Origin of the sequence: Microvirga makkahensis, from assembly GCF_009830105.1 — a bacterium.
Lineage (GTDB): Bacteria > Pseudomonadota > Alphaproteobacteria > Rhizobiales > Beijerinckiaceae > Microvirga > Microvirga makkahensis.
The window spans coordinates 104,604-118,280 of record NZ_WURB01000010.1 but is presented as its reverse complement, the minus strand read 5'-3'; the positions used below and the strand labels follow the sequence as shown (position 1 = coordinate 118,280).

10 protein-coding genes are annotated in these 13,677 nt (G+C 65.7%); 5 read left to right on the top strand and 5 right to left on the bottom strand.

Annotated elements, in window-relative coordinates; translation table 11 throughout:
* Positions 1-33: 33 nt before the first annotated feature.
* A complete protein-coding gene (locus tag GR328_RS15300; protein WP_160885387.1) occupies positions 34-1,611 on the bottom strand; it encodes an OpgD/OpgG family glucan biosynthesis protein in 1,578 nt (525 codons plus the stop codon).
* Positions 1,612-1,766: 155 nt separating this feature from the next.
* On the opposite strand from GR328_RS15300, the gene GR328_RS15295 reads away from it, so the two are divergent.
* From GR328_RS15295 to GR328_RS15285, 3 genes are all read left to right on the top strand, one after another.
* Positions 1,767-2,732 (top strand): TAXI family TRAP transporter solute-binding subunit, encoded by a 966-nt coding sequence (locus tag GR328_RS15295; RefSeq protein ID WP_160885386.1) that lies wholly within the window; start codon positions 1,767-1,769, stop codon positions 2,730-2,732.
* Positions 2,733-2,824: 92 nt separating this feature from the next.
* Positions 2,825-5,119 (top strand): TRAP transporter permease, encoded by a 2,295-nt coding sequence (locus GR328_RS15290; protein ID WP_160885385.1) that lies wholly within the window; start codon positions 2,825-2,827, stop codon positions 5,117-5,119.
* A complete protein-coding gene (locus tag GR328_RS15285) occupies positions 5,116-5,478 on the top strand; it encodes a DUF1850 domain-containing protein (RefSeq protein WP_160885384.1) in 363 nt (120 codons plus the stop codon). Before GR328_RS15290 ends, GR328_RS15285 begins: the two co-directional genes overlap by 4 nt.
* Here GR328_RS15285 and GR328_RS15280 read toward each other — a convergent pair whose 3' ends face one another.
* Positions 5,479-5,715 carry a hypothetical protein gene (locus GR328_RS15280; RefSeq protein ID WP_425487042.1) on the bottom strand — a complete coding sequence of 79 codons (237 nt, stop codon included), beginning with the start codon at positions 5,713-5,715 and terminating at the stop codon, positions 5,479-5,481.
* 102 nt (positions 5,716-5,817) lie between these two features.
* On the opposite strand from GR328_RS15280, the gene GR328_RS15275 reads away from it, so the two are divergent.
* Positions 5,818-7,413 carry a gamma-glutamyltransferase family protein gene (locus GR328_RS15275; protein WP_160885383.1) on the top strand — a complete coding sequence of 532 codons (1,596 nt, stop codon included), beginning with the start codon at positions 5,818-5,820 and terminating at the stop codon, positions 7,411-7,413.
* Positions 7,414-7,447: 34 nt separating this feature from the next.
* Here GR328_RS15275 and GR328_RS15270 read toward each other — a convergent pair whose 3' ends face one another.
* The 3 genes from GR328_RS15270 to GR328_RS15260 all read right to left on the bottom strand — a co-directional run bounded on the left by GR328_RS15270 (position 7,448) and on the right by GR328_RS15260 (position 9,853).
* Positions 7,448-8,068 (bottom strand): YitT family protein, encoded by a 621-nt coding sequence (locus GR328_RS15270; RefSeq protein WP_246215896.1) that lies wholly within the window; start codon positions 8,066-8,068, stop codon positions 7,448-7,450.
* A gap of 115 nt (positions 8,069-8,183) precedes the next feature.
* Positions 8,184-9,212 (bottom strand): nickel/cobalt transporter, encoded by a 1,029-nt coding sequence (locus GR328_RS15265; protein ID WP_160885381.1) that lies wholly within the window; start codon positions 9,210-9,212, stop codon positions 8,184-8,186.
* Complete coding sequence (locus tag GR328_RS15260) at positions 9,203-9,853, bottom strand: DUF1007 family protein (protein ID WP_160885380.1); 651 nt, start codon at positions 9,851-9,853, stop codon at positions 9,203-9,205. Before GR328_RS15260 ends, GR328_RS15265 begins: the two co-directional genes overlap by 10 nt.
* Positions 9,854-10,077: 224 nt before the next feature.
* On the opposite strand from GR328_RS15260, the gene GR328_RS15255 reads away from it, so the two are divergent.
* Positions 10,078-13,581, top strand: a complete 3,504-nt coding sequence (locus GR328_RS15255; protein ID WP_160885379.1) for an indolepyruvate ferredoxin oxidoreductase family protein — start codon at positions 10,078-10,080, stop codon at positions 13,579-13,581.
* Positions 13,582-13,677 lie beyond the last annotated feature (96 nt).

The window sequence follows — 13,677 nt, the reverse complement described above, 5'->3', positions numbered from 1 at the left end:
CACTGTTAACATTGTGGGTTACAAACAGAAATCTTAGAACGTTGGATGGTGCTGATAGAGCCAGGTTTCGCTCAAGACCTCATCTCCGCTGCGCAGGTAGCAGCGCATCTCAACCGGCTCGGTGCCGGTGACCGTCAGGTCGAACTGGGTCCGCCAGTGGCCGGGCACGTTGTTGGGAACGGCCTCGGTGAGGATGTTGGAGAACTCGCCGCGCGAGGCGGTGAGGACGGGCTTCGGGATCACGCCGCTGGGAAGCCTGGTCAGCGGCTCGCCGATGAATTCCACCATGAACTTGCGCACGCCCTTGGGGCGCAAGGTGCCGGCCTGTCCGCCATTGCCGAAGCGGGTGGCGATCACGTGGGCGAGCGGGGTCGGGTAGGGCTCGTTCGCCGCCCAATGCATGCGATAGCGGAACTCCATGGCCTGACCGGCGCGGGCGGGCTCCGCCGGCACCCACATGGCCACGATGTTGTCGTGGATCTCGTCGTCGGTGGGAATCTCCACAAGCTGGATGGAGCCTCTTCCCCAGGTGCCCTGAGGCTCGATCCAAAGCGAGGGGCGGCGGTCGTAATAGACGCCGTCGAGATAGTGGTCGAAATTGCGGTCCCGCTGGAGCAGGCCGAAGCCGCGCGGGTTCTCGTCGGAGAAGGCCGAGGTGATGATCCGCGGCGGGTTGTTGAGCGGGCGCCAGATGCGCTCGCCGGCTCCTGTCCACATGGCGAGTCCGTCGGAATCATGGATCTCCGGGCGCCAGTCGATGGCGGTGGTCTTCGCTTTTTCCGAGTACCAGTACATGGATGTGAGCGGCGCGATTCCGAGGCGCGCGATATCCTTGCGGAGGTACAGGGCGCAGTCGAGGTCCATGATGACCGCGGCAGCCCGCTGCATCACGAAGCGATAGGCTCCCGCCACGCTCGGGCCGTCCAGAAGGGCGTAGATCGTCACCGTGTCCGAGCCGGGCTTGGGCGTCTCGAAATAGATGTGGGTGAAATCCGGGAATTCCTCGGGCCTGCCATGCACGGCCACATCGACGGCCAGGCCGCGGGCGGAGAGGCCGTACTGATAAAGCTCGCCGATGGCGCGGAAATAGGACGCGCCGAGGAAAGCTACCCAATCATTCTTTCTCCAGTCGAGCCTGCCGTTGCGGGATTCCTGGAAGCGGAAGCCGGCGAAGCCTGTGTTGTCCGGGAGCTTGCGGGCGGGCGAATCCGCCGGCATGTCGAAGTATTGGGTGTCGTAGACGATCTCGCGGGCCTGGCCGCCTTCGACCACGTGCATGCGGACGGGCTTCTGGAAGAAGCGTCCCATATGGAAGAAGGTGACCGGGAACTCGCTGGGACCGTCGGCCCAGAGAGCAAGGTCGGTCTTGAACCTGATCTTGCCGTGGGCGTCGTAGTCGATCTGATAGAGAATGTCCGGCGAGGGGCTCGGCGGGGCGGTATAGGCGGTGCGCGCCATGGCCTCGGCCCGCTTCTTCAGGTCCTCGAAAGAGAAGGGGGCCGGTGACCCCATCTTCAAACCCTGCTGCGCCAGGGCGGGGCTCGAGAAGCCCTGAGCGGCCAGGGCGGCCGTGGCGGTGGCGGTCTGGAGGAACTGGCGGCGGTTAAGCATGGATCGACGCATTTGGTTGTGGAGAAGACGGACCCCTACCGACCAAGGTGGCAGGATTAAGTCCTCATAGCCTCTTGAGAAAACTTCGTCAGCAGCCAAAACTAGGTCCACACACAAGCACCGCTGAGTCAGGTGCCATAAATTGGGAGTACGTCATGTATCGAAACGTCATGCGCCGCCTCGTGGGCGCGGCCACCGCTCTCGCCCTCGCGGGTGCGAGCCTTCCGGCTCAGGCCCAGGACTTCATCAACGTTCTGACCGGCGGCACCTCGGGCGTCTATTATCCGCTCGGCGTGGCGCTCTCCAAGGTGTTCACGGAAAAAGTCCAGGGCTCGCGCCCCTCGGTCCAGGCCACCAAGGCTTCGGTGGAGAACCTCGTCCTGCTGCAGCAGGGCAAGGGCGAGATCGGCTTTACCCTGGGCGACAGCCTGGCCATGGGCTGGGCAGGAAACGAGGAAGCCGGCTTCAGGAGCAAGCTCGACAAGCTGCGCGGGATCACCGCCATCTATCCCAACTACATCCAGATCGTCGCCACCAAGGATTCCGGCATCAAGTCGCTCGCCGACCTGAAAGGCAAGCGCCTCTCCGTCGGTGCGCCGAAATCCGGCACCGAGCTCAATGCCCGCGCGATCCTTCAGGGGGCTGGCCTGACCTATCAGGATCTCGGCAAGGTCGAGTATCTGCCCTTCGGCGAGTCCGTCGAGCTCATGAAGAACCGCCAGCTCGACGCCACCCTGCAATCGGCCGGTCTCGGCGTCTCCTCGATCCGTGACCTCGCCACTTCCGTTCCGATCGTGGTGGTCGAGATCCCGGCCGACGTGGTGACCAAAGTGGGCTCTCCCTACATCAAGGCCACGATCCCGGCCGGCACCTATGAGGGCCAGACGGCACCCGTGGATACGGCCGCCGTGGTGAATTATCTCGTCACCCATTCCGGCGTGAAGGACGAGACGGTCTACCAGATGACGAAGGCGATCTACGAGAACCTGCCCGAACTCGCGGCCGCTCATGCGGCCGCCAAGGACATCAAGCTCGAGAACGCTCTCTCCGGCATGCCGGTCCCAGTTCATCCGGGCGCCCAGCGCTATTTCGACGAAAAAGGTGTGAAGAAGGGGTCCTAATCCCTTAGACGGATTTACATTCGAGCCGGGGCGGCGCACCTGCCCCGGCTTTCGCATGTCAAGAACGTGAATCGGTTGAAGAGAGGGCCTCCATGAGCCATGGCATGAATGCGTCCGAGATCGCGACGCTCGAGCAGCCGTCCGCGCCGGCCAATCCCGAGCATGGCCTGCCGGAGAATTTCGGTGAAGGCATTCCAGGCAAGTTCCTTTTCTGGATCGCGGTGGCTTTCTCGGCTTTCCAGATCGTCACGGCCTTAGGCATCCCTCTCGATCGTCCGATCTTCGGGAGCGTCTCGGCGCTCCATCTGACCGGCGCGGTCTTCGCGGCTTGGGCCGGATGGCTCGTCTTCCAGCGTCTGAAGGGCCGCAGCGTGATCGACGGGGCGCTGGCGCTCGTAGCGCTCGCCATCGCCTATGCGCTCATCTTCAAGTTTCCGGGCAGCCTGCCGAGCCAGGTGGTGCGCGCCCTCCATGTGGGCTTTCTCTGCCTCGTCGCGGGCGCGATGCTGGCGAACCACAAGGCGCGCAGCCCCGCCACCCGGGTGCTCGGCTGGATCGTCGGCCTCGTCGGCTTCGGCATCGGCGTCTACCATTGGGCTCTCTATGAGGAGCTCGTGGTGCGTTCGGGCGAGCTGACGCAGGCCGACCTCGTGGTCGGCATCACGGCCATCGCGGTGCTGTTCTACCTCGTCTGGCGCGTCATGGGGCCGGCGCTCCCTATCGTCGCCGGCATCTTTCTGGCCTACTGCCTGTTCGGCAATTATCTGCCCGCGCCCTTCGATCATCGCGGATACTCGCTCGAGCAGGTGATCGAGCACATGTCCTTCGGTACGGAGGGACTCTATGCGACTCCGACCCTGGTCTCCGCGACCTACATCTTCCTCTTCATCCTGTTCGGCGCGTTCCTCGAACGGGCGGGCATGATCCAGCTCTTTACCGACGTGGCGATGGGGCTGTTCGGCAACGCCAGGGGAGGTCCGGCGAAGGTGGCCGTATTCTCTTCGGCGCTTATGGGAACGATCTCGGGCTCGGGCGTGGCCAACGTGGTCTCGACGGGGCAGTTCACCATCCCGCTCATGAAGCGGTTCGGCTACAGGCCCGAATTCGCGGGCGGCGTCGAGGCGACCGCCTCCATGGGCGGCCAGATCATGCCGCCGGTCATGGGCGCGGTGGCCTTCATCATGGCCGAAACCATCGACGTGCCTTACGTCGAGATCGTAAAGGCCGCGCTCATTCCGGCCATCCTCTACTATGGGTCCGCGTTCCTCGCCGTCCACCTCGAGGCGGGCCGGGCAGGACTGCTCGGAATCGCCAAATCGGAGCTGCCGAGCGCAGCGCGCGCGCTGAAGGAGAAATGGCATCTCATCCTGCCGCTGGCGGTTCTCGTCTATCTCCTCTTCTCCGGCTATACGCCTCTCTTCGCAGGATCCATCGGTCTTGCGCTCACCGTGGTGCTGATCCTCGCGGGCGCGCTTGCGCTGGGCCTCGTGAGCGAGACCGTGCGCCTCGTCTTCTGGGTGGGCCTCGGCCTCGTCGCCGCGGCCTTTCTCTGGGTCGGCGTAACCCTCGTACTGGTGCTGGTCGGGATTCTCGTCCTGATCAGCCTTTTCGTGCGCGGCGGACCCGAAACGTTGGAGGCCTGCCGGGATGCCCTGGCCGACGGCGCCCGTCAGGCGCTGCCCGTCGGCCTGGCCTGCGCGGTGGTGGGCATCGTCATCGGCACGATGACGCTTACCGGAATCGGCACGATCTTCGGCAACTGGGTAGTGTCCATCGGTCGCGATTCGCTCATCCTGTCGCTGGTGCTCACGATGTTCGTGAGCCTCATTCTCGGCATGGGCATTCCGACCATTCCGAACTACATCATCACCTCGTCGCTGGCAGCCCCTGCGCTGCTGACGCTCGGCGTGCCGCTCATCGTCTCGCACATGTTCGTCTTTTACTTCGGCATCATGGCGGATCTGACGCCGCCCGTGGCGCTGGCGGCGTTTGCGGCGGCCCCTATCGCGAAGGCGTCGGGTTTCAGGATCGGCTTCCAGGCCCTGCGCATCGCCCTGCCGGGCTTCGTCATTCCCTATATGGCCGTTTACGACCCGGCCCTGATGATGCAGCATGTAGACGGCGTTTCCGGAGGCGCGTTCTGGGCGAACGTCGCCTACATGGTGGTGAAGGCGGGCCTCGCGGTGCTGCTGTGGGGCGCGGCCTCGGTCGGCTATCTGAACGTGGCGATGCCCTGGTGGGAGCGCCTCGGGGCTGCCGTCGCGGCGGCCTTTCTGGTGCTGGCCCTGCCGGTCACGGACGAGATCGGCTTCGCGCTGGCCGTGCTCGTGCTCGGCATCCACTTCTGGCGCGCCCGCCGGATCCGGACGGCGGCGGCCCGCTCATGATCTGCCTCGTCGCGGGCAAGGTCGTCGCGCCCCTGATGGCGGGCGCGATGACCCTCGCCTGGACGCATTCGGTCGAAAAGATCGTCTGGGAGGAGGATTGGCGGGCGACGCCCGCGGGGCTGGAACTCGTTCAGGCGCGGGTGAGGGGCTCGGGCGCGGGGATGGAGCCGCCGCCCGAGGCGAGGCTCGTCGGCGGCGCATGGGCCTGGAAGCCGGATGTTCCGCCTCAAGCCGAGGTGATCATGCGTCGCTCGGGCGCGACGGCGGACTGGCGGGTCTGCATCGACGGGGAATGTCGCCCGATGGAGGCCTACGTGCCCCCGGATGCCGACCCGATCGTGATGAGGGTGTGCCCCTGATTACTCGGCGAGGGGTTCGACGGCGACGCAGCGGCGCCAGAGATTCACGAGGAAATAGACGGCGAGCAGGCTGAAGAGGCCCATGAGCACATAACCCACGATGGCTCCCAGCTCGAACAGACCCGCGATGGCCCAGCCGGCGGAGATGGCTACGCCGAACACCTCCGCACCGACCAGGATCATGATGCTGACGACGGTGATGAGATTGCGCCAGTTGGTGCTTTTCGCCTGAGCCACGGTTCCATTACTCCATTCGCTGCCGGAAGGGACTACCCTAAACGCCCCCTCCGGTGCAAGGTTCGCCTGACATTCCGTTCCGTCGTGTTAGTCTTGAAGCCCATGCCCGAAACTCCCGTCTTTTCCACCACGGCGGTTGCCGCCCCCCACATGCTCGCCGCCGAGACCGGCCAGACGATCCTGGCGGCGGGCGGCAACGCCGTGGAGGCCATGGTCGCCATGGCCGCCACTATCGCCGTCGTCTACCCGCACATGAACGGGCTGGGCGGCGACGGCTTCTGGCTGGTGCGCGAGCCCAAGGGCCGGGTCCATGCTCTCGATGCATCGGGTCCCGCCGGGTCGCTCGCCACCATCAAGCGCTACCGGGACAAAGGCTATGACGGCGTTCCGCCGCGCGGTCCCGATGCGGCGCTCACCGTCGCGGGGGCCGTCGGCGGCTGGGGTCTGGCGCTGGAGCTCGCGAAAGCCCTCGGCGGGCAGTTGCCGCGCGACATGCTGCTCGCCGATGCCGTCCGTCTCGCCCGCGAGGGCTATCGCGTCGGGGCCGCCGAGGGACGCAACCCCATGCTGGAGGAGGCTGCACTCTTTGCCGCACCGGGCTTCGCCGAGGCCTTTCTCAAGGACGGCAGGCTGCCGCCCGCAGGCGAGACGCGGCATTCCCCCAGGCTTGCCGATACCCTCGAACAGCTCGCCCATGCGGGCCTTGGGGACTTCTACCGGGGCGATGTGGGACGCGAGATCGCGGCGGATCTGGAGCGCATCGGAAGCCCGATCACGCGAAAGGACCTGGAGACCTTCCAGGCGCGCGTGGTGAAGCCGCTCTCGGTGGAGCTGAAGCACTCGACCGTCTACAACATGCCGCCGCCGAGCCAGGGGCTCGCCACGCTGCTGATGCTCGGCCTGTTTCACCGGCTCGACGTGAAGCATGGCGAGACGCCGGAGCATCACCACGGTCTCATCGAGGCGGCGAAGCGCGCCTTCGCGATCCGCGACAAGGTTGTCACCGACCCGCGCGATCTGAGCGCCGATCCGGCCTCCTTCCTGACACCCGCATTGCTCGAGAGGGAGGCGGCGATGATTGAGACGCGCCGTGCCGCCCCCTATCCGCCGCGGCCCGCCGAGGGTGACACGGTCTGGATGGGCTGCATCGACCGGGACGGGCTGGCGGTATCCTACATCCAGTCGGTGTTCTGGGCCTTCGGCTCGGGCTGCGTGCTGCCGTCTACCGGTGTTCACTGGCACAATCGTGGCTTCGGCTTCTCGCTCGATCCGAAGAGCCTGAAGGCCCTGGAGCCCGGCAAGAGGCCTTTCCACACGCTCAGTCCCGGCCTTTGCGCCTTCGACGACGGGCGCGTGCTCTCCTACGGCACCATGGGCGGCGAGGGGCAACCGCAGATCCTAGGCCAGATCTTCACGCGCTATGCCGATTTCGGCATGAGCCTCGCCGATGCGGTCGATGCGCCGCGCTGGCTCTTCGGCAAGCGATGGAAGGAGCCCGCCGCAACGCTGAAGGTCGAGGACCGTTTCGATCCGAGCCTGCTGCGTGCGCTCAAAAGCTACAGCCATCCGGTGGAGGAACTGGCCAAGCCTTATGCGGATATGATGGGCCATGCGGGCATGCTCGTGAGGCACCCGCGCAACGGCCGTGTCGAGGCCGTGCACGATCCGCGTTCGGACGGCGGTTCGCTGGGGCTCTGACCGGCCTCGCGCCCGCTCAGCTCATACATGAGTTCTAGCTTACGCCCATGTAGCGGCCGGGCTTGTGGTTGGTCGCGATGACGAGGTTGATCATCGTCGTCGCCAGGAGCGAGAGCGCGAACTGCTCCACGCTGATGACGAACAGAGAGGCCAGCAGGATCAGGCCGTCCACGGCGAGCTGGACGTATCCGGCACGCAGGCCGTAGCGCTCCTGGGCGTAGAGGGCGAGGATGTTCACGCCGCCGAGGCTTGTCCGGTGGCGGAACAGGATCAGCAGGCCCAGCCCGATGAGAATGCCGCCGACGACAGCCGCATAGACCGGTTCGAGATACGCGATGCCAATCCAGACGGAGGTCAGCTTGGTCAGGTAGGAGACCAGCAGAACGGCGAGAAAGGTCCGGATCGTCAGCTTCCAGCCCATGCGCAGGATGGACAGCGCGTAGAATGGCAGGTTCGCCACGAGGAAGAGCGGCCCGAACTCGAACTCGGTTGCATATTGCAGCAGCAGCGCGAGCCCGGCGGTGCCGCCCGTGAGCAGCGTGGCCTTCGAGAGAAAGGCGATGCCGAGGGCCACGACCAGGGTGCCCGTGAGCCCGGCGACGACATCCTCGTACAGACGATGGGCATGCGGTGGCGATGTAACGGACGCGCTCAAGTTCCGACCTCCGAAAGATCGGCCCGCTATAGCGGCCTCTCGCAGGTGCAGCAATATGTGTAAAACAGGGAGGCGCCGCCGGACTTGCCCCAGGCGCATCCCTCGCGGAGGGGGCTTACAGACCGCCCGCCGTGCTCCAGAGGCCGATCAGCAGATTGACGCCCAGTACCAGGACGAACGCCGCGGCCAGCAGCTCGAGTCCGGCCACGGCGACGGCGCCCGAAGCTCCCCGTCCGCCCGCCACCTTCAGGGCCAGGGTCTTGGCGAAGACCGCGACCGCCGCGATGGCGCTGGTGGTGAGCGCGGTGCCGAGCGCCATGGCGAAGGTGGCGGCGATCCCCGCCGCGAAGAGACCCTGGGCCAGGGAGAATACGAGCACGATCAGCGCCCCCGCGCAGGGGCGGATGCCGGCGGCGAGCGCCACGCCCGCCATGTCGCGCCAGCGGGTGAGGCGGCCGATCTCCTCAGGCGGCGGCATGTGGATATGGTCGCAGCCGGCTTCCTGCGTAGGCGCCAGGGGATCGCGCGCGAGGGCCAGGACGCCCAGCACCTTGCCGCTCTTGCGCCATGTGATCACGAGCCCCAGCAGGGCGACCGCGACGAAGCTCGCGAGCTCCACGTTCATGGCGAGCTTGTTCATGGTGGAGGCAGTCGCGCGCAGGACAAGGCTGACCGTGCCGACGATGAGGATGGCGACCGCCGCCTGCACGAAGGCCGCGGCGAAACTCAGGGCGAAGCCCTTGCGGAGCGCCTTCTCGTCGGCCACCAGATAGGCCGAGATCACGCTCTTCCCGTGCCCCGGCCCCGCCGCATGGAAGACCCCGTAGGCGAAGCCGACGGCGAGGAGCGAGCCGAGGGCAGCGCCGCTCTCCTTCATGGCGTGCACGCTCGCCCGGAGGCTGGCGTAGAAGCCGGATTGCACGGACAGGAGCCAAGCCCCGAAATCGCCCGACGGGGCCGCCTCCCGGATGCCCATGCCGAAGGGGCTGCGCGGGGCGGGCGCATCAATGGGACCGAGCCAGAGCGCGAGCAGCCCCATGGCCGCCGCTACGACAACGGACGCTAGGACCATCAGGACGAGCCTCTGCCGGAGCCGCGTCTGACCGGGGGCAGAAGAGGCGAGCGGAGCGGAGGTCACGGACATGCGATGATCGCCTTGTTCGAATATTCGACGCTGAAGCTCGCGCCCGGCGCTGCCGCCTGGATCGCGCCCTCGTCCTGAAGGATCTTCAGCATCGCCTCATCGAGCGGCTTGGCCTTGGCGATAGTCGTGACGCAGCCCTGAGGAGCGTTGGCCAAGGTCACAGAGGTTTGATCGTTGAGGCTGAAATAGACGAAGAAGGTCGGGTCGTCGATCTCGATGGCGAGAGCGCCGTTCACCGGGGCTGGGGCCTTCAAGGGCAGCAGGAACGTCATGGTGACCTGATTCCGGCTCATGGTCATCCGGGCGTTTCGTGGGTCGCTGAACGCCTGCGGCCTGCCGTGCACCTTAAAGGTCGTGAAGTACTCGAATTCGGAGAGGCTGCCTGCGTTCTCATCGGCCAGCTCCTGCAGCTCCTCCGGCGTCAGCTTGCCGTCGCCGTCCTTGTCCAGCCCCTGCGTGACATAGGCCGTATAGGCCTCGTCGAACGTCCATTCGTGCCGAATGCCCGTGACCTTGCCGTCGGGAGCGAACACCACCTCGGCCCTGGCGGTGATCCAAACATGGGGATGCGCAAGGGCCGGCACGCTGAGCCCTGTCAGAAGAAGCGCGAGGCAGAGGATGGGACCAAGGCGGATGTTCATGCGTTGACTTCTAAAGCGACGCTTCCGAGGCTCCGGAAGCCGATTCAAGATCTAGAGGCATCAAGGTTAATGGAGGCAAAACGAAGGCCTGGGCCGGATCGCCGCCGGACGGTTTGATTGACGTGATCCGGCGATTATGTCAGCCTTGCTGACGTAATTAGTGGAACCAGCAAGAACCGGGGCAACCGGCGGGCGGGGGCAAGAGGGCTCCAAGGAGGAACGGCATGACCGCAGGTCATGTGGCGCTTCGTAGCGTTACGCTCGACGACAAGTACGATCTCACGAAGGATCACGTGTTCATCACCGGCACGCAGGCCGTCATCCGCATGCTGCTGATGCAGCGCGAGCGGGACAGGCTCGCGGGCCTCAACACGGCCGGCTTCGTCTCCGGTTATCGCGGCTCGCCGATCGGCGGCCTGGACCAGAACCTCTGGCGGGCCAGGAAGTGGCTCGAGCAATCCAACATCGTCTTCCAGCCCGGCCTCAACGAGGAACTCGCCGCCACCGCCGTCTGGGGTTCACAGCAGGCCGAGATCCGCGGCGACGGCAGGTACGACGGTGTGTTCGGCCTCTGGTACGGCAAGGGCCCGGGCGTCGACCGCTCCGGCGACGTGTTCCGCCACGCCAATATGGCGGGCTCCTCCAGGCATGGCGGTGTGCTCGCCCTTATGGGCGACGACCACACGGCGGAATCCTCCACCGTCGCTCACCAGTCCGAATTCCATTTCGTCGACGTGATGATCCCGATCCTGAACCCGGCAGGGGTTCAGGAAATTCTCGATTACGGCCAGTACGGCTACGCGATGAGCCGCTTCTGCGGCACCTGGGTGGCCTTCAAGTGCGTGAAGGACAACATCGAATCCACCGCCTCCGTCGACGGGTCGCTCGATCGCGTGAAGATCGTCATTCCCGACGATTTCGCCATGCCGCCGGGCGGGCTCAACATCCGCAGCCGCGACGGCGTGCTCGATCAGGAGGCGCGCCTCCAGGACTTCAAGCGCGATGCCATGCTGGCGTTCGTGCGTGCCAACAATCTCAACCGCATCGTCCTGTCCGGTGGGCGCAATCCGAAGATCGGGGTCATCACCGTCGGCAAGTCCTATCTCGACGTGCGCGAGGCGCTCGACGAACTCGGCCTCGACGAGGTGAAGGCCAACGACATGGGCCTTCGCCTCTACAAGGTCGCGTGCCCCTGGCCGCTCTCGCAGCGCGAGCTCCTGGAATTCGCGCAAGGGTTGGACAAGGTCATCGTCGTCGAGGAGAAACGCTCGCTCATCGAAGTGCAGCTGCGCGAGGAGCTCTACGGCACAGCGAACCAGCCGCTCTGCATCGGCAAGAAGGACGAGAGCGGCAACTGGCTCTTCCCCGTCAAGGGCGCCCTCGATCCCAATGACATCGCCATCGTCATCGGCGAGCGGCTGCTCGTCTATCACAACAACGACGACCTGCGCGGCCGCGTGGCGCGGCTTCGCCACGCGCAGGAGGTGCTGAAGGTCACCGGCGACGTGGCGACCCGCGTGCCGCATTTCTGCTCAGGCTGTCCGCACAACACCTCCACCAAGGTCCCTGAAGGCATGCGGGCCTATGCGGGCATCGGCTGCCATTACATGGTGCAGTGGATGGGCCGAGCCACGGACGGCTTCACGCAGATGGGCGGCGAAGGCGCGAACTGGATCGGCGAGGCGCCGTTCTCAAAGCGCGGACACGTGTTCCAGAATCTCGGGGACGGCACCTACAATCATTCCGGCGTTCTGGCCCTGCGGTGGGCGATCCACACCAAGACCAACGTCACCTACAAGATTCTCTTCAACGACGCGGTCGCCATGACCGGCGGGCAGAAGCACGAGGGCGGACTCACCGTCGACATGATCGCCCGTCAGGTGCGCGAGGAGGGAGTGGAGCGCATCGCGCTCGTCACCGACGAGCCGCACAAGTATCCCAAGTCGATCCGCTGGCCTGCGGGCATGACCATTCACCACAGAGACGAACTGGACGCCGTGCAGCGCGAGCTGGCCGGAATCCCCGGCGTCACGGTGATGATCTACGATCAGACCTGCGCATCCGAGAAGCGCCGCCGCCGCAAGCGCGGCGAATATCCGGATCCGGACAAGCGCGTGATCATCAATGATCTCGTCTGCGAAGCCTGCGGCGATTGCTCCGTGCAGTCGAACTGCGTGGCCGTGCAGCCGGTCGAGACCGAGTTCGGCCGCAAGCGCCAGATTGACCAGTCCAGCTGCAACAAGGACTTCTCCTGTGTGAAGGGCTTCTGCCCGTCCTTCGTGACGGTGCACGGAGCCAAGGTGAAGAAGGCGGCACCGGAGACGGTCTCCGCCGACGGCATGACCTTCAGGCCGCTGCCCGATCCGGAGCTGCCCGGCATCGACCGCACCTTCAACGTGATCGTGACGGGCGTGGGCGGCACGGGCGTCGTCACCATCGGCGCGATCCTCGGCATGGCGGCCCATCTCGAGGGCAAGGGTCTCGGCATGATCGACATGGCGGGCCTCGCCCAGAAGGGCGGCGCGGTCTACAGCCACGTGCGCCTCGCCAATCACCAGGACGATATCCACGCCATACGCGTGAGCGCGGAATCGGCCCATCTCGTTCTCGGCTGCGACCTCGTGGTGACGGGTACGAAGAAGGTGCTCGCCTCCGTTAAGCAGGGGCAGACCGCGCTCGTGGTGAACACAGCCGAAGTGATGCCCGGCGAGTTCACGCGCAACGCCGATTTCTCGCTGCCCACCGAGCGCCTGAAGCGCGCGATCAGGGGCGCTGCTGGCGACGACGCCGTCGCCTTCGTCGATGCGACGGCGATCGCCACCGCGCTTCTCGGCAATGCCATCGCCGCCAACATGTTCATGCTGGGCTATGCCTACCAGACGGGCCGCGTGCCGCTGTCGGCAGCCGCCATCGAGAAGGCCATCGAACTCAACGGCGAAGCGGTGAAGATGAATCTCGAGGCTTTCACCTGGGGCCGCCGCGCGGCTGCCGAGCCCGGGCCCATCGCCGCCATGATGAGCGAGCTGAAGGCGCCGACGGAGTCGCGCAAGATTTCCGAGACGCTGGATGAGGTGATCGATCGCCGCCAGGAGTTTCTGTCCGCGTACCAGAGCAAGCGCTACGGCAGGCGCTACCGCGCGCTCGTGGAGCGCGTGCGCGAGGCGGAAGCGAAGGCGGTTCCTGGCTCCACCGCGCTCACCGACGCCATGGCGCGCTCGCTCTTCAAGCTCATGGCCTACAAGGACGAGTACGAAGTGGCGCGCCTCTACACGAACGGCGACTTCGAGCGCCAGGTGGCCGCCACCTTCGAGGGCGAGAATCTGAGGTACGAGTTTCACATGGCTCCGCCGGTCCTGGCCAAGAAGGACCCGGCGACCGGCCTTCCGAAGAAGATGAGCTTCGGCCCGTGGATGATGAACGCCATGCGGGTTCTGGCAAAGTTCAGAATCTTGCGCGGCACGCCCCTCGACGTGTTCGGCTACACGCAGGAGCGCCGCACCGAGCGCCGGCTCATCCGCGAGTTCGAGGCTCGGATCGAGGAGATCCTGGCAAGGCTCGACGCGGGGAACCATGCGCTTGCCGTAGGCCTCGCCAACATCCCGCAGAAGATCCGCGGCTTCGGCCATATCAAGGAGAGCAACCTCGAAAAGGCGAGAACGGAGGAGCTGGAGCTGCTCGCCAAGCTCCGCGCCGGGCAGCCGCAGCCGGTGCCGGTTGCGGCGGAGTGAGAGGAGATCGAGATCGCTCCGCACATCTCACGCACTTCCCGTCATGGCCGGACCTGGTCCGGCCATGACGATCGGAATGTCGCCGCGCTTCGCGGG

Bases quoted from the DNA above. Each gene is read 5' to 3' on its own strand.
- GR328_RS15300 (WP_160885387.1), bottom strand. From the start codon at position 1,611: ATGCTTAACCGCCGCCAGTTCCTCCAGACCGCCACCGCCACGGCCGCC.
- GR328_RS15295 (WP_160885386.1), top strand. From the start codon at position 1,767: ATGTATCGAAACGTCATGCGCCGCCTCGTGGGCGCGGCCACCGCTCTC.
- GR328_RS15290 (WP_160885385.1), top strand. From the start codon at position 2,825: ATGAGCCATGGCATGAATGCGTCCGAGATCGCGACGCTCGAGCAGCCG.
- GR328_RS15285 (WP_160885384.1), top strand. From the start codon at position 5,116: ATGATCTGCCTCGTCGCGGGCAAGGTCGTCGCGCCCCTGATGGCGGGC.
- GR328_RS15275 (WP_160885383.1), top strand. From the start codon at position 5,818: ATGCCCGAAACTCCCGTCTTTTCCACCACGGCGGTTGCCGCCCCCCAC.
- GR328_RS15265 (WP_160885381.1), bottom strand. From the start codon at position 9,212: ATGTCCGTGACCTCCGCTCCGCTCGCCTCTTCTGCCCCCGGTCAGACG.
- GR328_RS15260 (WP_160885380.1), bottom strand. From the start codon at position 9,853: ATGAACATCCGCCTTGGTCCCATCCTCTGCCTCGCGCTTCTTCTGACA.
- GR328_RS15255 (WP_160885379.1), top strand. From the start codon at position 10,078: ATGACCGCAGGTCATGTGGCGCTTCGTAGCGTTACGCTCGACGACAAG.